The 22,459-nt window shown below is 51.5% G+C and carries 15 protein-coding genes; all 15 read right to left on the bottom strand.

Annotation, left to right across the window (positions count from 1 at the left end; translation table 11 throughout):
• Nucleotides 1-2,147: 2,147 nt before the first annotated feature.
• Entirely contained in the window at nt 2,148-3,464 is a 1,317-nt protein-coding gene (locus tag WC600_03590; GenBank protein MFA4901808.1) for a DUF1598 domain-containing protein, read from the bottom strand.
• 11 nt (nt 3,465-3,475) lie between these two features.
• On the bottom strand, nt 3,476-4,864 hold the full coding sequence (locus WC600_03585) for a hypothetical protein (protein ID MFA4901807.1): 1,389 nt from the start codon (nt 4,862-4,864) through the stop codon (nt 3,476-3,478).
• A gap of 62 nt (nt 4,865-4,926) precedes the next feature.
• Nucleotides 4,927-5,928 carry a tetratricopeptide repeat protein gene (locus WC600_03580; protein ID MFA4901806.1) on the bottom strand — a complete coding sequence of 334 codons (1,002 nt, stop codon included), beginning with the start codon at nt 5,926-5,928 and terminating at the stop codon, nt 4,927-4,929.
• 406 nt (nt 5,929-6,334) lie between these two features.
• Nucleotides 6,335-7,087, bottom strand: a complete 753-nt coding sequence (locus WC600_03575) for a hypothetical protein (GenBank protein ID MFA4901805.1) — start codon at nt 7,085-7,087, stop codon at nt 6,335-6,337.
• A gap of 203 nt (nt 7,088-7,290) precedes the next feature.
• A complete protein-coding gene (locus WC600_03570) occupies nt 7,291-9,054 on the bottom strand; it encodes an AarF/UbiB family protein (GenBank protein ID MFA4901804.1) in 1,764 nt (587 codons plus the stop codon).
• A 1-nt stretch (nt 9,055) separates the two neighbouring features.
• Nucleotides 9,056-10,087 (bottom strand): hypothetical protein, encoded by a 1,032-nt coding sequence (locus WC600_03565; GenBank protein ID MFA4901803.1) that lies wholly within the window; start codon nt 10,085-10,087, stop codon nt 9,056-9,058.
• 382 nt (nt 10,088-10,469) lie between these two features.
• Nucleotides 10,470-11,228, bottom strand: coding sequence for a hypothetical protein (locus WC600_03560; GenBank protein MFA4901802.1), 759 nt, complete (start codon nt 11,226-11,228; stop codon nt 10,470-10,472).
• Between the two features lie 20 nt (nt 11,229-11,248).
• Nucleotides 11,249-12,916 carry an AarF/UbiB family protein gene (locus WC600_03555; protein ID MFA4901801.1) on the bottom strand — a complete coding sequence of 556 codons (1,668 nt, stop codon included), beginning with the start codon at nt 12,914-12,916 and terminating at the stop codon, nt 11,249-11,251.
• A gap of 1 nt (nt 12,917) precedes the next feature.
• The gene (locus WC600_03550) at nt 12,918-13,739 is read right to left on the bottom strand and encodes a hypothetical protein (GenBank protein ID MFA4901800.1); all 822 of its coding nucleotides are present in this window, start codon (nt 13,737-13,739) and stop codon (nt 12,918-12,920) included.
• Between the two features lie 31 nt (nt 13,740-13,770).
• A complete protein-coding gene (locus WC600_03545) occupies nt 13,771-14,619 on the bottom strand; it encodes a vWA domain-containing protein (GenBank protein MFA4901799.1) in 849 nt (282 codons plus the stop codon).
• Between the two features lie 178 nt (nt 14,620-14,797).
• Nucleotides 14,798-15,640 (bottom strand): vWA domain-containing protein, encoded by an 843-nt coding sequence (locus tag WC600_03540; protein ID MFA4901798.1) that lies wholly within the window; start codon nt 15,638-15,640, stop codon nt 14,798-14,800.
• A 365-nt stretch (nt 15,641-16,005) separates the two neighbouring features.
• Nucleotides 16,006-17,550, bottom strand: a complete 1,545-nt coding sequence (locus WC600_03535; GenBank protein ID MFA4901797.1) for a VWA domain-containing protein — start codon at nt 17,548-17,550, stop codon at nt 16,006-16,008.
• A gap of 9 nt (nt 17,551-17,559) precedes the next feature.
• Nucleotides 17,560-18,417, bottom strand: a complete 858-nt coding sequence (locus tag WC600_03530) for an FHA domain-containing protein (protein ID MFA4901796.1) — start codon at nt 18,415-18,417, stop codon at nt 17,560-17,562.
• Between the two features lie 93 nt (nt 18,418-18,510).
• On the bottom strand, nt 18,511-18,888 hold the full coding sequence (locus tag WC600_03525; GenBank protein MFA4901795.1) for a hypothetical protein: 378 nt from the start codon (nt 18,886-18,888) through the stop codon (nt 18,511-18,513).
• A gap of 469 nt (nt 18,889-19,357) precedes the next feature.
• Nucleotides 19,358-22,396 (bottom strand): FxSxx-COOH system tetratricopeptide repeat protein, encoded by a 3,039-nt coding sequence (fxsT, locus tag WC600_03520; protein MFA4901794.1) that lies wholly within the window; start codon nt 22,394-22,396, stop codon nt 19,358-19,360.
• Between the last annotated feature and the right edge of the window lie 63 nt (nt 22,397-22,459).

Raw genomic sequence — 22,459 nt, 5'->3', positions numbered from 1 at the left:
CATCCGGTACCCAGAACGTTATATGGACCCTCGGGGCACCAAAATGTGGGAGACGGTATGGAGCATACTCGGCCGCTTGGGTGTCGGTCTCCCTGTATAACCTGTGCGCTCACGCACACCCAACCTGTGCGTACATGCAACATAACCTGTGCGCCGGCGCACACCCGTACAATCTTATTATATGTCTCCTTATAGGATCTTAAAATAATGGATGTACTCGACCCCCAAAAACTCACTTACCGTCGAGCAGTCAGGCGGCTCCCCAAAGCTAAGTCACCGCGACCGAGTCCAGGAGAAAAGTTTCTAAAGGGGCCAATCCCCATGTCGTGGCTCTCAAAGGCTGCCAGATTAAAGGGGCAAGCCCTACATGTGGGGATGGCTCTCTGGTTCCTGGCAGGGATTAAACGAAATGGAACTGTGGCCTTAGCAAGTTCAGTGGTAGAGGATCTTGGTGTCTCAAGGTACTCAGAATATCGTGCTCTTCGGGAACTTGAGGATGCGGGGTTAATAACCGTCGACCGGCATACCGGTCGTAATCCAGTGGTCACAATCCTGGATGCGCAAGAAGGCAATGCGGCTGGGGGGGATGTCAGCGGCCCCGAGATAGTTATTGAAGGCCTTGAAGGTCAAAGGGTGGGGGGACGGCCGGCCACCTCGTCTTGCGGAATCTAACCCGGTGACGGACAGAGCAACGTTTAGCACAAGCAGCAGTTACCCCCTGTGGAGTCTGCCACCTGCCTGTTGATGTCTGGTGAGTTGATAGGAGGAAAAACCATGAAATGTATAATCAGTGACGACGAAGTCCATGTTTATACCCCGATGAAAGCAATTCGGCGGAAATGCCTGGATTGCTGCTGCGGCAGTCCCAAAGAGGTGGAACTCTGTCTGGTAACGGCTTGCCCCTTATATGCCTATAGATTCGGTAGGAGGCCAGGGACCGTAAAACGGGAGGCGACCCCGGCCCAGATAGAGCGACTCAGAAAGGCCAGGGAGGCCCGTTTAAATGGCCGTCCTTCCGATTCATCTCTATCAGTGGATAGAGAAATTTTGGCAAACGCACAGGATGAAGGTTAGGGGTCAGGGGAGGCAGCCTTTGCAACGGAACCTTATTAATGCGCAACCGACTTTTCAAGGAGAGGTGATCATGCCTTATAAGGACATAGAAAAACGGCGGCAATATAATACTCTATATAAGATGCGGTGGCGGAAGGAGCGGGCGAAAAACATACCTGGGGTCAGAATATTTATTTGCCCAAGGTTTCCTTCCCTAAGTGTGGGATTGGTCAATTTTGATGGCGGTTTTCTCATCACAAGTAGGAAGGATGTCATAGACCAAGTCTTGCGGCATCCCGAGTACATGCGGTTCATTTTCCCAATAGCCCTGGACTCGGACCTTACCCCTACTCCTTCGTTAGCCGAAGATAAATAAGTTCTGTTGCTCTGTCATAAGCAAGGGGACATGCCCTACTTTATGTCCCAGGAACCCTCGGTAGGGCTTGCCCCCTAGGCTATCGGGTTAGGAAAGAAGCATGTTTTCGGTACAAAATTAATTTCATAATTCATATTTTTTATCAATTTATTTCCATTTATCTAAAATTCTATTTATAGTCAACTAATTGATTTATTGCAATAATATTAAGACCAGTTGCATTTTCGGAATAAATATCGGGCCTAAAACCCGAGTCCACCTCCGTATGTTGCATGTTTTTTCGCTCATATTTTTGTCGCCATCTCCCTGTCAATCCCGCATATTTTCCTTGAAAATGTAGGACCAGAGCACGTTTTAGGGTTTCTCGGGTTGACCACAAAATCAAAAAACAGTATTTTCAAAAAATTTCAATGGCCCAATTAATTCCGGTTTCCTCCCTGTGCCCAATTTCTTGATTATGCCGGATTAGCCTGGCTCACCTTCACTTTCAAGAGGTTTAAGAAAGAAATTGCCAGGGTTGACCGGGGTTGACTTGAGTACCCATTCCCAATGATCTGTAATTCTGTCCTGAAATATTTCTGGGCCATCTATTTTCGAACCTTTTCCTCTCAACTCGGCCGAACTTTACCCTCTAAATACCAAGCAGATCGACAATTACCCCACAGGGTCAAAATCGAAACAAATCTGTGAAAGTTACTGATGTACGTTACTCAAAAGGTCAGCTTTCTTCGTTCAGGATAGCGTCCCATTCGGCCAACACCTCCCAGGACAGGGTTTGAGGATCGGGTCGAAGGCGCAGCACCTGCTGCCTGATGACTGCTAGCCGGCCGGCAAGGTCTTGAGAGAAGCTGTCCTGAGCTACCTTGATTTCCATGCCCACGCCCCCGCAACTGGTAAAGAAAGTCCCGTGAATTTCATATCCGCCGGCTACAGGGCGGCGTTCTCGATATTCCATAAAACTGGCAGTGCCCGGCAAGGTGGAACTCACTTCAACTGTGAATACCGGATAGGTCTCCAAGAAATAATTCAGACTTAAACCAGCCTCTTCCGGAGCTCCCTTAAATTTCATTATCTGAGCCAATGTTTGGAAACGAAATAAATTCTCCAATTCTGCAAAAATAGGGCATCGTTGCGCAATCTGACGATACCGGTCCGTAAACCGCTGGGCGAACTCCCGGGCCAAGGGGTGTGCGTGGCCGGTGCCCACCCTCTGCCCAGCCTGCGCCAAGTGCTCTTCTTCAGTGAGGAGTTTCACCGTGCAGCGTTCGATGATTTCAATCCCCCTATCTTCTCGATAGTGGTTTTCGCCGGGGTAAAACCAGAAGCGGCTTATAAACGACAAGGGCATAGATGAGTCTTTGGTTTGAGATTGTTTCTTTTGCATTTCCAAAACCATGCTACTAATATTGATTAACCCTGGTATTTGAAGAGATTCGGCATCATCCGTTAATCTTTTCATTTCGTAATCGGCACTTACCATGACCCAGGCGAAGCGCGAGCTAAAGGGGACGCCCATGACCCGCACCTCCTGAGGCGACTTCCAGACACGGATATATCTTTCCATCCAGGCTTTCATCTCTTCTAAGGGAGCGCAAGAGAGCTGTTGCTCTTTGAGCTCCATAATCTTTGTTAGAGTCTCGGGGAAGGGATCGATGGAACACCCAGGAAAACTATAATAAAATATTTTTCCCTCCTTTCGGGCGTATTTATAAAAAGCGTTCCTCAGGGCTACCACCAAGTCGTCCAGATGCAGGGATGGCAGTTGAGGGTCGGTGTTGCCGATGATGATGAGGTCGTGGTTTGTCTCATCCACCACATAGCCGATAATTTTCTTCAATCCATCGAGTTGGAGCAGCTCCGGGGGGTAGGCCTTCCGGTAATGATATCGCGACAATTCTTCTTGTAGCGCCTTCAAAGATACCGCTTTCTTCTTGACGGCCTGGACACCGCTTTTATTCTGGTCAGCGGTGGATAGGTGACTTGTCCAGGTCCCAACCGCGGCCATTAGAGCGAGGACTCCGAGCCATTTCTTCATGAAAGATTCTCCTAGTCCGGCACTTCCCAGGAACGACTTCCCGAGGTAGGGCGGGATTTCATGACCTTGTCCTCTAATTCCTTGCCACCGGAGCCCTTCTTTTGAGGTTTAGGAGCTATTTGGACACCGCCAACGGGCATAATCCGGTCATAGATCTCAAACCTGGGGACCGGCACGGAGGATAAGGAGAGCGGCGTGGAATAAACGGCATGGTGACTGAAAGTTACGCTGCGGTCACTATCAATGATAATCCGGTCTAAGGTGAAGCCGCCTTTTTCCGACTGCGCGCTGGCGGTCCCAGGCATGGGGGCGATTTGTTCCGTTCCGGGCAGCTGCCACCCTTCCAGAGGAGGATGCCAGGTCAAGGCATTGCCCGCAGGACGGGAATTTAAAACCGCCTCTTTCAGGGCCGTGACGTCCCCGGCTTCCAACCGTACCACCAGAGGATTGACCACCATACCGCCGCTGAGAATCAAGGTAAGCTGATTGTGGGGGAGCTGCTGGGACATCTGGAGTAGTTCATAATATTGGGGGGTATCCACTCGGGGGATCTCATAGGCGGTCAGCCAGAAATTCAACGCCGATTCGGCCTTAATATTTCTGACCCCCTCAGCCAGCGCTACCATGGCGATGATGGGCCGCACCCGGGCCAAAATGGGGTAATGGCCACCAAGATTATTGATATGGGCCGCCACCTTTTGAGCGAATTCTTCGCCGACTTTATCTCTAATGTCCGCTAATTTCTTAGCCTTCTTCCCCTTTGTCTCCGCATAGACCACTTCCGTTTCCACGCCTACCCCGAAATTCATGATGGCAAAAACCCCTTCTCGTACGGCCAGCGCGGGATTGACGGGGAAAAACCAGAAGCGGCTGTTGACATGATCCTCTTTGATTCCCCCTTCTGCGTCCTTAACCGATAGGGATAGATAGGAAGGCACTTCACTCAAGGGGGAAGTAACTTTGCCCAGGGCCAATTTTTTTAAGACAACGTCGGCTTCCAGCATGTCTTTGCCGAGGACAGTGTTTTCCAGGCCCCCTTCAAATGTGACTACTTGTTTCTTGGTCTGGGCGGTCTCCGGAGTGCGGTCAATGCTGACTAGAGGGTATTTTTTGTGGATAAACAAGGCCCGCATGGCCACCACCAAATCATCCAGATGGAGGGGAGGCTTACCATCATTGATCTTACCGACAATGATCAATTCATGATGATCGGGGTAGTACACCATGCCGGCCAAGTCGGTAATGCCGCCAAGATTCACGACGTCCTGATCTGTCTTGCCGGAGACGGTGATGCGTCTTTCCGCCTCCTTCAGGGAATAAGCGACAAACGGCCCGGCCATGATGTAATCCGGGTAACTTAAGCAATAGAATGCCAATATTCCTAAGAGTATTTTTCTCACCGTATTTCCTCCGTGATTTAATGGAGGTTGCAGGCAGCCGGGTAGGCTAACCCGGCACCAGGCTATTTCACCCCCTGATAATTCAGGCCGTACAGTGGGAAGAAGGGCCAATCGGTTTGATCCCAGTTGGCCTGAGCCAGGGTGGCAGCAAATCCCCCGGGTGACTTGAAGTCGACCTCAGGGAGTCGGCCTAAGGCGTCCCGCCACACCCGAGCGTCCCCGGTCTTCATCCTATAGTCCGCCAAATTCTTGGCGCCCACGGCGATTTCTCCACCCACCTGCACATTTTTACTGCCGCCTGAAACAAAAGCTTTGGTGGTGATATCAGCCACGTTGCTATACCAATCACCAATCGAGCGCTCCCGTTGGATCATGGTGGACCTAAGGCTCTTATTTACTTCCGGGCTAATCTGCTTCATCTGGTTGCTCCAGATCCCCCGCAGATAGGGGTTATCCCGCATCAACTGGATATTTTGATTCAGCGGCCCGCCCCATGAGCCGAAATTGCCCTCTTTGATGGCCTGGCAATTGGATAAAAACTTTTTTTCGATCTCTGTTGCTGGGATTCTTCCACCCGCCAGCTTCAGATTCTTGTCCTGTTGTTCCTTAATGAGCTCCAGCATATGTCCGATATTCTGGGCGATAGTTTTCCGCAGACAATCAGACTTCAGAGCATTCCTCAAGTCCCTTTCCGAATCCTTCCACTGCCCCAGCAAGGTGAGGACACAACCTCGGCCGTAAAGCGCCACGGCAAATTCTGGAGAGAGGGACAGGGCTTGATCGTAAGCCTTTAAAGCCCCGAAAACCCCATCCTTCTTTTGGACCCACATGGAGCCGAAACTGGCGTAGGCGTCAGCCAGAGCGGGCTGGGCGGAGACTGCCGTGCTGAAATCCTGAATGGCGTCGTCAAATCTCCCTTGGGAAGCCAAAAGAATACCTCGGGCGTTCAAAGACAAGGCGTGGTGCGGGTTAAGCTGCAATGCAGCATTAAAGGCGCTGAGGGCTGGATCTCGCTGCTGACGGCGAGCCAGGGCGTCGCCTCGTAGATAGTGGGCCACTGCCACCTGCCTATTCCTCGTGGCAAAGTTCTCGGCCCATTCCTGCCATTTCTGGAGATCCGAATCACCTGCCGTGCTTAAAAATAAGCAGAGTGACTCATTGTTCTTATTCAAGGCGAGGCAGGCATGACCTTTAATGAGACGCAGGATCGGAGAGGGACCTTTCTCTGCATTTATTTGTTGGAGGACCTGGGGCCAGTCTTCTGCCAGAATTAAGGCTTGGAGTTCTGGGGAAACCACACCTTGGACTTGCGCTTGGAGGGTAACCGGGGCCAAGAGCATGATAAAAATCAATAATATTAACATTAAAGATAAATAGACATCGGCAAGTAATAACCTGCGGTCCTTGAAATGTGAGAAATATCCCTTAATCATTGCATTGCTGTTCATAACTTCACTCCTTGGTTATCATTTATAATAAGGCATCATGAACTGCCAGGGATGCTTTCAATAACATGGTTTTCAGCTGGTCTGCCAAGGTGCTCCTGGTAATATTCCATGTGCTTGATTCCTGGATCCTTTGGATCAATTGGCCGCTTCTTGCATGAAACAGATGTAGTTCCACACGGCAGGAGTTGGATGAAAATGGAGGGCTATCAAAGGTTATTGCCTTGAACGGCTCGTAATAGGTACCCATATAAATGATGATTTTTACTTGGTTTGCCGCGGCTTCACAGGCCTCTTCCGGATCCGACAGGTCCGCATTTTTAGCCCACGCCCCATAGTTGACGATGCGGTAAAGTTTGGTGGCGGAGAGTACTCCTCGTAATTGTCCCAGCGCCAGTAAGCTGATGGAATGGCCTGTAGCCGGCGCAACGTTGTAAGGCAGGATGGAGATCTCCAACGGGTGATCCAGGCGCTTCAACCATTCCCGAGCTGTGTTAGCATCTTCGCTAACCGGGTTCAGCAGGACCGCCTTCTTCAATACTTGTCGGGCCTTCTCGCCTTCGCCAATCTTGGCCAGGGCCTTACCGGCCAACACCAGGGTGGCCTGGTTGTTGGGCTGCAACCGATAGGCTTCTGCCATAGTTTTTAATGATTCGAAGTACTTTCCCCTAGTGAAGTCCTCCTCTCCCTTGACCCGTAATGCCTCGGCCGTTGCCGAATATTGGGAGGCTGGGGGCGACTGTCTGACGGTCTTGCGTTTGGCTCGTTTGGCCCGCATGCTCGATTTCCACAGGGAAGGGGGCGGTGAGTCACCTGGGGGAAAAGATTGCGCCAGGGCCGAGGATGGCGTTTCAGCCGTGGTGGGGCTTTTTAGGGCTGCTTCAGGAGAGGGAATCGGGGTTTCCTTGGCAGTGCGCTTGGAGCAGGCGAACAGGGATCCCAAACAGAAAACTAATAGCCAGCAGACCGGTTTGGAGGGGATCATTCCCATTGCTTAGGTCCTCCGGGTTTCTTGGTATAAGGCCGGGACGAAGGACGGGGCTCAGCGGGTGGCGGCTTTTGGGCCTGCTGCGTTTCAGACTTGGGCTTCTGACGGGGCGCAATCTTTACCGTTTTCGGAGGTGGCAAAACAGAATGAGGTTGTACGATGACCCACGGTGGTGGGGGCTTAATGGTCACCGGTGGCAGGGTTGGCGGTATGGATGGCGAAATCCGTTGCGTCGGCGGCGGGATTATGGAGCTAGGCGGCACAAACGTTGAATGGGCCCGAGGCTTTGGTTTCATAGCCTCTTGCTGGAGATATTGAACAACATGAGTTGATACGAAATAAATGAAGCCGATAAATAACAGTGACGGAGCAAGCAATCTTGTCAGAGCAATTGCAAGGTTTCTGAGGTTTACCCCTTCTTTAGAGAGGAAATGTAGCGAGTAATCTTTCATGGCCATGATATAGGTCCAGGCGGCTAGCCAAGAGAGGACCTTCCAGTGGATTTCGTTGATAACAAAGGAGGCTAAGAAAACTATCGCAAAAGTTCCCGCAAATAATCCCTTTACTGCCTGGTTAGGTTGGATATTACTCAACAGCGCCAAAGGTTGGGCCTTTGAACTCGATGTACCGGATTTGGGAGTGACTAGGGGATCCTTGATGGTCTCTGTCTGGGTCCACCAGGATATTTTAGCAGTGCCGACAGGGCCGGTCGCGGTTGACTGTGAAGAGGATGACGAACCGGATGGGGATGGCCTACCCGGAGGAGTTGGGGTATGGGTCTCCCACCAGCGGTCCACTGGCGGTTTGGGCCTTCTGGATGGAGGAGAGGCAGTAGCCGCAGGTCTTACCGGTCTGGCCGCAACTCCAGGGGCGGAGACCAGCACGCTCTCTAGATCCGGCACCTTGGCCAGAGGAACCTGACAAAATTTTTCTAAACAACCCGCCAGATACTTCACCTGCTCGTTGGGATTGTTTTTCAATCTGGTGAAGACTCGGGATAGGGAAGGGTTTTTTAAATCTTTATCCACCAGGATCAGATTGTCTTCATTATGGAACTCTTTCCATAAGCGTGGCTCCCGACCCAGGGCCAGAAGCGATAAATATATGAGGATGGCGGAAAAGTTGTCGAGATTCTCATTATAAAAGTAACCGCTGCGCTGGGGATGCTGATAATTGGGATGGCCCCGCTCCAGGCACTTTTTATTCTTGTGTTTATGGACATACATACCGTCATAGTCCACTAATTTGATCTTGCCGCCTTGGGTGACCAAAATATTGCCGTGTTGTAGATCGCCGTGAGCCATTTTATGGGACCTCATGGCTGCAACCACCTGGCGGCATTGCTCCGCTAATTCAGCTAAGATCTTGGGCTTTCGCAAGTGGTTCCCGATATACACATGGAGGGGGTCTCCTTCCACCCATTCCATCTTGATTATGGGATACCGGCTTCCTCTAACTTTGATACCCTCAGCCTGATACTCAAAATCAACAAATTCCGGGAGTCGATTATTTTTTAAGTAATCACCAATTATACGGTAATGTTCTTTTATGTCAGGAACTTCCCTACAAAAACAGCGTATAGCCCAGCTCTGCCGGCCGCACTGCAGCCGGCAGACTGCCGCCACATTGCCGGTAATCAGACGCGGTAGTCCCAGTGAGTTGGTGGTAACCGCACAATTATGCAAGGTGCCATCTTTCAGACATAATTTCGGATTCTGTAATTCTTCACAGTAATCGGATGGCAGCGGGTAGGCCATCTTACGCGTCCTCGGCCGATTTTTTCTTGACCTGGATGATGATCAGAGTGGTATCGTCATTGCGGATAGTTCCATCCCTGCGCAGGTTAGTGACGAACTCTACAAAATTTGATTCATTGGTGATCGCTAGAAGTTTTGACCAGGGCTCCCTTTCAGCTTCGCACTCCTGCAAAAACCATTGGCCCAAGGCGTCTGTGGTCAGGAAAAAGGTGTCATTTACCGAAAAACTTCCCCTGTAAGTCTCCATTTTTTCAAGTAAATTCAGCTTTTGTTGTGGGTGGCTGCATATGAGGTAGGGAGAGTTGCCGAAGTCCTCCGACGCCTTCATGGGAAACTTGGCGATTACCTGTTCTTGTCTCACGTGAAAGAGGCAGCAGTCGCCCACCGCCCAAGCCTCCCACGAGCCTACCATAGCATTCCCGGTGTGGAAGAGCCGAAGACCTAAGAAGGTAGTAAAAGCCCCCTCCTGCGCCTTATCATAGGCATAATAAGGCAATTTGTCCCAATGAATAGATGCATGCCATATTGGCTGCAGTGGGAGTAACCATTCCTCAAATGCTAGAGTGTCGTCTTGTTCTTGATAATGCTTTATAGATTCCGTTGCGTCTTGACTATGATCAAATGATAGGGTGGCCTCTTCCACACATTTCTTAAGTTTTTTAAAATACTTTTCAAATTCCTTTGGGTCTTTTGTTTGAAGAATTTGTTTTGAGCATTCCTCGACTTCTTTCGGGTCTCGTGTTTGATGAAATGATGGGATGGCACCCACACCGCTACTTTCCAAGCGCCTCTCTGAGTCCTGAGCTTTTGGTTTGGGATCCGATATGGGTGGAAGGGATTCGTACGCTTGAGCAAAGGCCTTCACCAGGATGTCAGCCCACTGTTTGGCAAAGGAAGATTCGGCAGCTCCGTCGGCGATGGCGAAGCGCATGCCTTCAGGATCGCAGAACCAGGCATCTTCATATTCTTTAGGGGCGTTGCCTGCTTTGTGAAGGTGGTAAGGCGCAGCCTCTAACTTAAATTTGTATGGCATTATGTACCCTCGGAATTTCAAGGATTACGTGCAGATAATGACGTACGGGGCTTTTGCTCTGGCCCAATCCTGACTTTCCCCAGATATCTTGGGCTTAGACAAACCCGTAGACCCACTTTCGGCCTCATCGGCTCCTGCGTCTGCTATCCCAGCAATTCATCTATCCTAATATCATTGAGAAGCCGGCATGGTGGCCTCGATTCAGGTTTCTCCAGTACTTGCTTCTTTTCTAAAAGAAATAAAAGTACGTACCAAAAGTTGTCTTACTTTTCCCGCTTTACTATGCCTGCCCTCCAGACCCACGAGATATCGCGCAGATGCATCGAGCCGAGAAACATGTCCCCACTGCCGCCAGCTTTCCCATATCAAGGAAAGTTCTTCTTTAGCTTGTCCCTCCTGCAGTAGGACGGGGCAGTCGAGCTTCTTTGTCAGTGGTGGGTGGTTGAACTTCTGGTCCCGGTTTTTCTTCGGGGGATGCCTTCTTGGCCACCAAAAATTCACAAAGTTTCTGGTCATTTGACTTGGATGTCTTGACGGCTGTCATTAACTTATACTTGCCATCCGGTGCGTTGGCAGGGATTTGCATGGGCACGGAAAACTTGTAAGTGCCACTAACTCTCTCTTGCTTAAGGCAAAAGGGCTGGCCGCAAATCTTATCCCCCACCATGACTATTTGGGTGATTTCAACAGGTACCGGGTCCATGCTGCCGGTGAGGACGCTGAAGACGGAATTCATAGCCACGCTGTCACCCGGGGATGAGCTGTCCGGCTGCACCTCGACGGCCTCAATGATTACTTTTTCACCCTGGTCAGTATTATACTGGTGGTATGCCTCCGCGGCCTGCCGGTCACGATGAAGCTGCTCCTGGTACTTGCCATAGGCAAAACCGGCAACGGCTCCGGCCACCAGTCCAGCTCCGGCCCCAATGATGGCTCCGCGGGCCACATTGGCGGCAAGATTGCCACCGGGGATCAGGCCAGCGAGGGCGCCCAAGGCGGCCCCCGCCAACGCCCCCGCTACGGCACCACCGACAGTGGAGCGGCCCGGCGAGGCTGTGCCATCCGGATTGGTGGTGGCGCAGCCCACCGAGTACACGCTAAAGACTACAAGGATACATATCGCCGTCAACTTCTTGCACATCTTCTTTCCCTCCGGTTGAGTTATGGTGGTGGTTTAATCTGGATCACCTCGGGTCGCCCGAATTTAAATTGTAGTTTTCTGGGGTCGGCCGGCGGCACCGGGGCCTGCGGCGCTGGCGGGGACGGGGAAGGAGCCACAGGCTGGGCCAGATGCTTGGTGGCCTTTGGGGGTCGGCGTGGGGCACGCCGGGTCGCCGGAGGTTTAGGGGCTGACGGCGGCTCGGCGACAGGGCCCTCCAACTGGGATGGAGGGATAGTTGGGCCTAGGGGAGGCGTTGGCTGCACTGGTGGCGGCACCACCACAGGTGGCGCGGGACTGGGGGGGGGCACAGTAGGCTTCAGCGTTGTGATTGGGGCAGGCCGGGGTACCGTGGTCACAAAGCTGGGAGGCGCGTAAACTCTCCCGTGCACCACTGACAAGACTGCCAATAAGACGCCCGGTAGGGCCATGATTTTCGCCGCAGTTAATATGGTGTTTTTACGATTGACTCCCTTTTGAGCAAGAAAATGTAAGGAAGGTTCCCACCAAGCCAGAATTGATAGTCCTGTGAGGAGCCCCAAGGGGACCAGCAATATATAGCTGAAATTTTCGATAAAACTGAAAAGCACCACACCTGAAGTTAGAGAAACAGCTGAAGCGCAAATCGCGGCTTTTCTGAGTTGTTGCACCGCGACCGAGGCCATCGGCGCAGATGGAGTGACCACTGGTGGCGGCAGATGGAGTGGCGTAGGCGGCTGGATGGGGATGTGGGCCGGCAAGGCTGATGGACCTGATACCGGTAGAGGCGCAGCCAGGGAGGAAGGTTGGGCCAGCGCAGCCTCCAAATCCGGTACCATTGAGATGGGTTTCAAACAACATTCTTCCAGTACACCGACTAAATGCCGAACTTTGGCCTGGGCACTATTTTTGAGCCTAGCCATCGCCCGGGAATACTTGGGATTTTTAAGGTCATTGCTGGTCAGAATTAGATTGTCTTCATTATGGAACTCTTTCCATAAGCGCGGCTCCTGGGCCAGGGCCAGAAGCGATAAATATATGAGGATGGCGGAAAAGTTGTCGAGATTCTCATTAAAATAGTTACCGCTGCGTTGGGGATGCTGATAATTGGGATGGCCCTGCTCCAGGCTTTTTTTATGCTTGTGTTTATGGACATACATACCGTCATAGTCCACCAATTTGATCTTGCCGCCCTGGGTGACCATAATATTGCCGTGTTGCAGATCGCCGTGAGCCATTTTATGGGATCTCATGGCTGCAACCACCTGGCGGCATTGCTCCGCTAATCCAGCTAAGATCTTGGGCTTTCGCAAGTGGTTCCCGACATACACATGGAGAGGGTCCCCTTCTACCCATTCCATCTTGATTATGGGATACCGGCTTCCCTTAACCTTGATACCCTCAACCTGATACTCAAAATCAACAAATTCCGGGAGGCGGTTATTTTTTAAGTAATCGCCAATTATGCGGTAATGTTCTTTTATATCAGGAACTTCCCTACAAAAACAGCGGATGGCCCAACTCTTGCGGCCGCACTGCAGCCGGCAGACTGCCGCCACATTGCCGGTAATCAGACGCGGCAGCCCCAGCTGGTTGGTGGTGACCGCACAATTATGCAAGGTCCCGTCTTTCAGGCAGAATTTAGGATTCTGCAATTCCTCGCAGTAATCGGATGCCACCGGGTAGGCCATCTTAGGTATCCTCGAGAGATTCTTCCAGCAAAACCTTGATGATGATCAGGGTGGTGTCATCATTGCGCAATAATTTTTGCCGGCGTAATTCTTGCACTAATTCCTCGAATTGTCCTGGACTGCTCAGGTCGTTAAGGATCCGCCAAGGTGGGTGGCGGTCTTTACTATCACAATGATCGACGGTTTCACTTTGACGCAGAAACCACTCTCCCAGGGCATCAGTGGTCAAGATAAAGAGATCGTTTACCCAAATGCGGCCAGCACAGCCTTGTTGGTAGAAGATCACTCGACTCTCTTCCCAGAGCCGCTGGTTCTTTTGCGGGAGACTACTCAACAGCGCCGGGGAGTTGTTAAAAGCATTCGGTTGTTGCAAAGGAAAGCTTTCCACTATGGTGTTGTCGCGTACCTGGAAAAGGCAGCAGTCCCCTACGGCCATAGCGTGCCACCCACCAACGATGGGGGGGCCAGAGTCCTTAAGGGAGGGATCGAACTGTAACCCCAAAAAAGCTGCATACGCCCCTGCTTGGGCTTTCTCCTCCGCATAAAAAGGCAACTCCTCCCAATTAATAGCCCGATGCCAGGCTTCTTGCATTGGTCGTAGGCGGCGCTGCAACGATTGGTAACTACAACCGTGGCAAAAAAAGGGGGATGCGGTGAACCCTTCCACCAGGCGGCGGGCCCATATTCCTGCAAAGGAGGCTTCGGAGGCACCATCGGCAATAGCGAAGCTCCTGCCCTGGGCATTGAACCCATAGGCATCCTCGTAATCCTCCGGCGAGTTGCCCGCCTTGTGGATCCAAAAAATCTTCCAGGTCAGACGCACCGCTTCCCCTCTATGGCACCTTTACTTAGGATTAGCGGAAATCAACTCTGGTGCCGATGTCCAGAAAACGGATCAGGTCAACCATATCGGCATTAAAGACAAATCCCCGGGCGCCGTCTCGCAATGAAAAATCCTTCTTGGCCTGGTCCAAGACCTTGGGCGGCAGTTCGCTGGACATATTAAAGAGCATTAGGGCGTATTGATCTCGAGGCAGTTCGCTTTCTTCAGCCGGGAAACAGACCTGCCCTGCCCTTGATGAAATATGGATATTGTAGAGGAGCACATTGCCGTCATTGGTTTTCAGGTTCATAATTCTCTGACCGTCGGCCAAAGGGTTGCCGTCAGTGGCCTCGCCGTCGGTTATGTTGATAACAATTGGGGGAAAGGAGTCCTGGTGGTTACTGAGCCAGTTCTCTAAAATTTCATGGGCGTGGCGAAGGGCTGCACACATGGGGGTGCCCCCATCCGCCATGGGCTCAAACCAGATGGGAAATTTGACCTTCTTCTTAATTATTTCACCGGTATCGTCAACCTCCTCCTTAACCCTCTCTTCCACCCTCAGTGGGCTCTCCGCCACTTCGACTATGGGCACCAGATCGCGCCCCGATAGTGTGCCATCGAAGGCAGGTCCCACCTGGGCGCCCATGCCCCGGGGCTCCTTGTAGTAAATGACGCCGACGTCGAAATAATACCGGATCCCCTCATCTTTGGCACATTTCAGGCCAAGGTTATGCAACATCCGGTTGATGGCGGTGGCCACTCCTTTATCCTTGGTTTGTCCTTGGGTAGCCCCCCAAGTATCGGCCATGGAGCCCGACTGGTCGATGAGAAATAGCATGCACGTGGGGTTGTCCCGGCTCACCTGCGCTTCATAGGCCATAATCTTAACCTCCTCTTGGAATAGGTTATTTGGTGTCTCTTTTTTCCCATGAGTCAGCCAGCGGCTCCGGTATCATTATCCGAGCCTGTGAGATCTAAATGTTTCCTTATATCCCTCTTCCAATTGATGAAAATCTGGAGAAAAAGATATGACAGCTCTTAACTCATCTTGCATAAGCTTAACGATATTCCACTCTGGTGCCGATCGCCAAAAAGCGAATCACATCCACCAAATCGGCAACAAAACCACGAGCACCTTCTTGGACAGAGAATTCTCTCTTCATCTCTGCCAATATAATGGGAGGCAGCTCACTGGCAACCTTAAAAAGTAACCGGGAGCATCGATCATTGGGAAGTTCATCTTCATGAGCAGGGAAAAAAACCTGTCCGGGTCTCGCTGAAATCATGCAATGAAATAACAATACATGGCCATCAATGGTTTTCAGATCCATAAGCCTCTGGGCATCAATCAAGGGATCTCCGTCGGTGGCTTCACCGTCGGTAATATTGATAACCAGCGGCGGGTAGGAGTCTGGGTGTCTCCGGACCCAGTCAGCCAATATCACATAGGCATGCCGCAGCGCTGCACTCAGAGGCCTACCTCCATCGGGATGCAGTTCGATCCATATAGGGAATTTGACCTTCTTTTTAATTACTTCGCCGGTCTCGTTAACCTCCTCCTTAACCCTCTCTTCCAACCTCAGTGGGTTCTCCGCCACTTCGACTATGGACACCAGATCGCGTCCCGCCAATGGCCCGCCGAACGCCGATTCTACGCTTATGCCACCTTTCAAGGGATCGTGATAAGCAATAACACCGATGTCGTAGTAACTCCGGACTCCATCATCTGTGCAACATTTCAGAACAAGGTTATGCAACAGCCGATTGATGGCGGTGGCCACCCCTTTGTCCTTGGTTTGTCCTGTGGTAGCGCCCCAGGTATCGGCCATGGAGCCCGACTGGTCAATCAGTAATACGATGCACCCCGGATTAGTTCGGCAGATCGGAGCTTCATAGGCCATAATAATTATCTCTCGATTAATTGATTAAGAATGCAGATATTATCTCACTTCCAGACCCTGCCGCTCCTAACGAGGAACTCTTGCAACAATCGGGCCAGGGACTTCCGACACCGGTAAGCAGGGTTTTGCCCGGAAAGAATTAGCCCTGCGCCCGCCGATCTGAGGAGAACCTAAGCCTGCGGCAACTCGGTTGGGGTGTTCTCGCTTGCCTCCGAGGCTGCGCCGAAACACCCGGCGTGACTTTGTTCCTCTGGGCGCCAGGTTTAGCTTAGACCGCACCCCAGCTCGACTATCCCGAGCATCAGTACAACAAGCTTTATGACTGTAATGGTTTTCTCCTATGCCTGATGGTTATCTGAAGGTCATCATAGTGGTTTGTCGATGAAGCGAAACAAGACCTCCCCCAATTTTACCACCGCTCCCGGTCTTAAGGGATTCCTATCAATCTTCATGGTCATCCCTAAGTCACTGGATAGACTGACAAAGGTGCCCTGCTGACTCTGCAGATCGTATATCACAAACTGGTCACCTTCCCAACAGATATTGGCATGCCGGGCCGACACCGAGGGATGGGCGGCCATGAGGTGATTCCCCGGGGCGGAGCCAATGAAGTTATCGCCCTTCCGCAGCGAGTAAGTTTGGCGAGGGAGGGCTTGACCCAGAGGCTGCAGGGAGAAACCGCTGACTGGGGGCGGCGGGGCGTCCGGCTGACGGTCTAAGCTCTTCGGTTCCACGCGCGGCGAAGCAGTTGACGGCACCTTATCCTTGATGGTTCGGATATTATTTTCTATCTCTCTCCGAGGGCCAGGTTCTTTTATAGCCTCCGAAAGGATCGCAATTGGCTGGCGCCGACTCCGGGCGCGCCAAGCCGGTGCATAGGCCAGGGCCAGCAACAACAACAGGAAAGCGCAAAAAAGCACGGGGTCAAAGACGACGACCATGATGCCGGGGATATAATAGGAATTTCTGCCAGTGGCCGAGGTCCCTTGAACCGTGGCGGTCAGCTCCACCTCTCGGGTGGTGCCGTCACGCATGACATTAGGGCTGTTATAGGTGAGTTCGTAGCCCCCATGAAATTGCCGTGACAGATGCTCATAAATGCCCAGAAGCTCCTCCGCCGCAGGGGCGAAGTAGTAAAGGCCTCCGGTTTCCTCCGCCAAACGGCGCAACGCCTCTTCATTGATGCCTGTTTCATTGGATAAACTGCTCTCTTTTTGGCCCAGGCCTATAGCATAAACGGGCACACCGAATTTTCTGCTTAATTCCACCACCTTGTCATGGGTTTTGCTGCTGCTATTGTCCATACCGTCGGTGATGGCCAGGACCAGTTTCCTTCCCTTGACCTTACTGATCATTTTGGTGGCTTCATAAACCGCGTCATAGAAAGCCGTTTTTCCATTGGGAGTTAAGGATTGCAAGGCCCGAATCAACGCATCCTTATCGTCCGTCAAGGTCTGTAATTTTTGAACGGTATCGGCAAAGGCTATGATGCCGAGGCGATCGGATTTTTTTATGTAGCGGGTGTAATTGGCGGCCGCGAGCTTTAATGCCGGCATCTTCCCGGCCGAGTTCATGCTGCCGCTGCAATCCACCACCAACACCGTGGTCATGGGACCGGCCAGAGAAGGATCAGCAAAGTCGAGGATTTCAACTAACTTTTTATTTTCATAAACCTGAAAATCTGATTTGCTCATGTCCTTGGCTGGCTTACGGGATTGGTCCTCTATATCCGCGAACAATCGTATGGCGGGAAAATCAGTTTTATCCACTTGGCTCAAATGCACCTTGATGGCTAAGGCAGTGCCAGGCGCCAGACAGACGCCGAAGATCAAAGCCAAGGACAACAGCATGCCAAGATAACCTAATTGCGCTTTTTGTAAACATTTGGGTGGAAGATCAGCGTCGTCCATTATAATACCTCATGAAGCCTTAATCTTTTCTTTCCAGCGGAATACCAACTTGGTGTCCCCGACCTTGAGGCGATCATTATTGGCCAGTGCAACCTCAGAAGTGATCAGACGTTCGTTTACCCACAATTTACCAGCCGTGTCTTTCAGCCCGAACAAGATAAACCTTTCGCGCTCCACCCGGATTTGGGCATGCTGTGGCAGAACTTCGGCATCACCAAACAACGGCACGTCGCAATTCTCATCACGGCCAATGAGATTAATCTTTTTTGCCAAGGTGAATTCACGGCCTTCTTGCCGACCGCTGATTACCATCAGCCAAGCGACACGCAGGATATCTTCCACTAAACCTATGAGGAAACCGATACAGGCGCCCAGGATTATTAACCCCAGGGCCTGGCTGAAGGCGTAACTGCCGAAATTCTGCCGCAGGAATTCGAAGATGGCTCCCCCAAAAAATCCCCCGAGGGTACCGCCGATAAGCCCATAATTGATCTTTTTTGGGGCCCGATTGGCCACCCCCTCGGTGATCCCCACAGCCAGGCCGATGATGGCCCAGCCCACGGCCCGGCCGCCAATGCCGCCGCCTATCACCCAGAGAACCAGTTCGCCGATCAAGAGTCCGGCCACCCCCCCCACAGCCCCATAGCCGACACCTCGGACGGCCCCTCGCGCCCCTTGAGCCAGGGACCTGTCAAAAATACCGTCTATACAGCCGATGGCGGCGCCAATGCAGCCCCCCACCGCAATCCCGTAAACGATATCTCGGAAGATCACGCTGGTAAATTCTCCCATCTGACCTAAAATCCCCCAACTTACCAGGCCACCTAAGGCTCCTAAAACCGAATTATAATAAATTCTCATTTTCATAAATTAACCTTATCGCCTAATGTTGTCTGTTGATTTTTCCAAAAGTCTATCACTGCAATATTAAGGGTTTGATCAATGTATTACTTGACATTATTAACGCCAAAGACGGCGTACCAGAGTAAATGGAATTCTAAATATATTTATTAATAATAAACAACTACCTTTGAGGAGATCATAAATAAGATTGCCTAGCACTTCTCGAAAAAGGTTGGCCCCCAAGACGATCCTCAGTAAAACTATTAGGAAGATGGGCAGCAGCACTATCAGGGTGATAATTTGGTAAGCGACGGGTAGTTGGCGCCAAAAATCGATCCCCGCAGAGTAAATTATCCCAATAATAAGGGGAACAAACAGAATACGGGCAAAAATCTTTGGAACTCGGGAGATGCGAATGATCCCCAGCATTACCCCTAAACCGGTCAGTATGAGCAGGAGGAGCTTGAAGGCCTCATTCGGGTCGGATGGTTGCATAAGACATCAAGTCAGCAACTTTGCTATTCGGGCAACAGGGGTATGACTAAGCAGCCGAAAAACCTTTCCAGGAAAGATGGGAATCTCTTGTAGCCTGGGGCCCCGCATTAGACTTTCTCATCTGCCGGCTAAATATCAAAACCCTCCATTATTTTTTGATATATCAATATTGCATAAAATTAAAGAAATATTTTTAATAATTTCTATTAAAATTGATTTAGGCCTTAGGATTTCTGCCAATCAATGGCTTCCTCAGTTTTGAGAAAGAAATGAGCGCAAAAAAAAGCATAGGCACGTTGGGCAAAGAAACTAAGGGGGGTCAGCGCGGAAGCCCCAATTTCTTCCCCAAGATCCATAGATATGGAAGGTACATACCCGGTCCTCCCTAAAAAGCCTTGTCAAGAGTCTGTTGGGGGAGTAACCGTTACTAATCCTTTTCCCACTCCGCCGACTTTTATTCTTCCACTCGCTATCCAGTTTTTGAACCATAGATTTGGGTTAATTTTTCCCCCACTGCCTTCGTTCGCGGATCATCTTTTCCCAAGGAGATTTCATAGATGCTTTCTGCCAGGAAATAATACTCTTCCGCCGAAGGCAAATCTCCTGATTTTCTATAAATATCACCCAGGTTCTCGGCAACCGGCGCTACTCGCAGCCCTTCAGGTGCCGGATGGTCGTTGACGATGGACCAGGCGCGTTCGCACAGCTTTTTCGCCTCCCCTGCTTGGTCCAGGGCCAGGAGAACGCCGCCCAATTCATTGAGTCTATCGGCTACCCGTAGGGGAGAGCGGTCAGTGGCATGATGTTCCATGTCAAGTGATTCTTTAAACTTATCTTCGGCCTCTTCAGGTTTTTCCAAGGCTTTGAGGGTCCTGCCCAGGTAGAACAGCAGATCAGACACTGCGGTATAATAATGATCCTGCGGCGCCTCCTGAGCAATCCTCCGAGCCTGGTCGAGTCTAGTCAAAGCGTCTGGAAATTTTCCCAATTCATAGAAGGCTAGGCCTAATTGAGTAAGGGTTGGGATTAACTCCGGACGTCCATAAGCTTTATAGCCATAAGCCCTATCGAAACAGGCCAGGGCTTCCTCCAATGATACCCGTGCCTTGGCATTATTGCGTTCCGCCAAGTAGTAGGCCCCCAGTTTCGTCAGCAATCCCCCTTGGGAGACCAGGGCCAAACGGCGGGCTTTGACATGTTCCAGCACTGCTTCAGCATGGGGGACCAGCAAGTCGACGCGGGTCCGTGCGGCGGGATCTTCCATTGTCTTAGGAAAGGCTTGGTTGACCAAGCTGACGGCAGTCTGAGCATAAGTATCCCATATTTCCTTGGACATGCGGTCCCGGGCCATAACCTGCACCAATGGGTGCACCGATAACAGCCTATCCTTCCGGTTCATTAGAGAATAAGTTTTTATTGCTCCCACGGTTTTATCGAACCCTAAGGATTGGCATGCTACGGCTCTCAAATTTTCCGGAAGATGTTCCTTATTTCCCATAAAGAGCTGCTGAGGAATATCTTCCGGGGCCAGGAAGGCGCACAAGTTTAGGAGATCTGCGGCTGCTGGGGCTTTCTTGACCACTCGGCTGAATGATAGTTCCCAGACGGTGGCAACCGTGAATTCATAATCATTGGCCGGTTCCCTGTATCGCAGCAATTCCAGCCGGGTTCTCTGGTTCTGGAAGTTCTGCCAATATTCGGCCATGGACATGCCGGTTTCGCTCATAAAGGCTGCGGCCTGGTCCAGAGCCAACAGGTGACCTCCCAAGGCTCTGGCCAAATTTTGCGCCTGGTCCCGGTCGGTGTAACCTGTGCGCGCCAGGAGAAAATTCGTGGCTTCGGTTTCGTTCGCCATCGGCAGATGGAAGGGTTCAGCCAGTCCTCGCCAACTGGGGTTGCTGCTGGTGATAAGGATATGGCCCCTATTGCCTGCGGGGATAAAACGCCGGACCATTTCCGAGTCCCTGGCGTTGTCAAGAATGAGTAGCCATCGGTTCCTCTGCCCCAGATCACGTTTAAGCGCAGCGGCATGGAATTCTACTCTGGGGTCTATCTTTCTAGAGAACTTCACCTTTCCGAATAAACCGAAGCATTTTGCCCCCAGGGAATACTGGACCTCTTGCGCCGGTGGCGCGGCAAAACCGGGCAACTCTTGAGCCAGAGCGGCATAGTCGGACATTAAAGTATCTCGGTCTTCGGCGCGCACCCACCAAACTAGGTCATAGTCCTGCTCATACTGATGAGCGTATTTTATAGCCAATTGCGTCTTCCCCGCCCCCGACATAGCCCAGACGACAAACGCGGCCCGTTCTGCCCGGGCGGCATTATACCTGCGATGTAATTCCCGAATCTCATTTTCTCGCCCAAAGAAGTTATAATTGAGAGGTGGCACATTGCTTATACGTTGGCTTGGCCGGACTTCTTCATCGGTGCGGCGAGTTTCCTCTTGACCCGCGCCCTCCTCGGCTTCTCCGGGGGAAAAAGCGCTGGCCTCCTCCCCAGGCGCTTCAGCAAATCCGGTTGCCTGGGAATGGGCGTGAGCACTCCCCATTTCCGCTTCTGTCGCGCCATCAGTCGTTGCCTCTGAAGAAGAGGCTTCTGCAGCTATCCCGGATGCGTCATCGAATCGGTAGCCTTCAGCTTCCGTTGGCCCGCTGCCCTTATCCTTGCCTCCGTCTTCATGCTGAGCGTTGAGATATAGGCCCAAAAGGTTCAGAACCTCAAAGGCGAAGGCACTGGCATGACGGGAGGCAATATCCTGCAGGGCCGCCTCATCCCCCGTTTTATTGCGGCCTTTATCGTCAATGAGGTCGGAAATACCCCGAATGACCAGGCTGTAGACCTGCGAGTGGTTCGCCGCCGCCTTCATGAACCCGAACCCTTCCATCTCCACGGCTATAGCATCCCCATAATGAGTGCGAAGACGCTCAGATAGGGCGGCCTTCTTGGAAGTGAACACCTGCTCTCCTGATGCAATGGGCTCGATATAAACCTTAGGATCTCGCAGGTGTAAGGAGATCGGTGGCAATGGGGTTTTGATTCTTTTCCGCCAATCATTAGCTGCAGCACATTTTAAAGCCCACTGGATTAAATCCTCTTTCACTTCCCGAAGATTGGGCCTGGCCCAAAAAAAATCCCTCGATTTATCGATACCGGATTTGCCGGCTTCATAATAGTAAACTTTATTAGCGGCCACCACGTCACCATGGCTGACATCCTTAAAACCACCCGCTACTCCCAAGAAAAAGGCGGCCTGAGGCCGGAAATAGGTGAGGGCCTGCTCCGTTTTTAAGGCGGCGCTAATGTTCCCTCGGCCGGTTTGCGCCAGCAAAACTTCCCATTCACCGCGGGCAAAGACAAAAGTACCCCATTCATAAATGGTGTTCTTGTAAAGCTCCCGGAGAGCCTCCCCATTGGGGATCTGCAAAAGTTCTTTAACAGCGGCAAGTTCCACTGGTAGCGCGGTTAAGATAATGACCCTTGGGCGATAACGACCCTTACGCGCCATTCTCTACACCTCCCAATTCAAGTCGAAGTTCCTGAAGAAGAATTAACTGAAACTATGCCGCAA

The sequence above is a fragment of the Desulfobaccales bacterium genome (assembly GCA_041648175.1).
Classification (GTDB): domain Bacteria; phylum Desulfobacterota; class Desulfobaccia; order Desulfobaccales; family 0-14-0-80-60-11; genus 0-14-0-80-60-11.
This window is presented reverse-complemented; position numbering and strand designations above follow the sequence as displayed.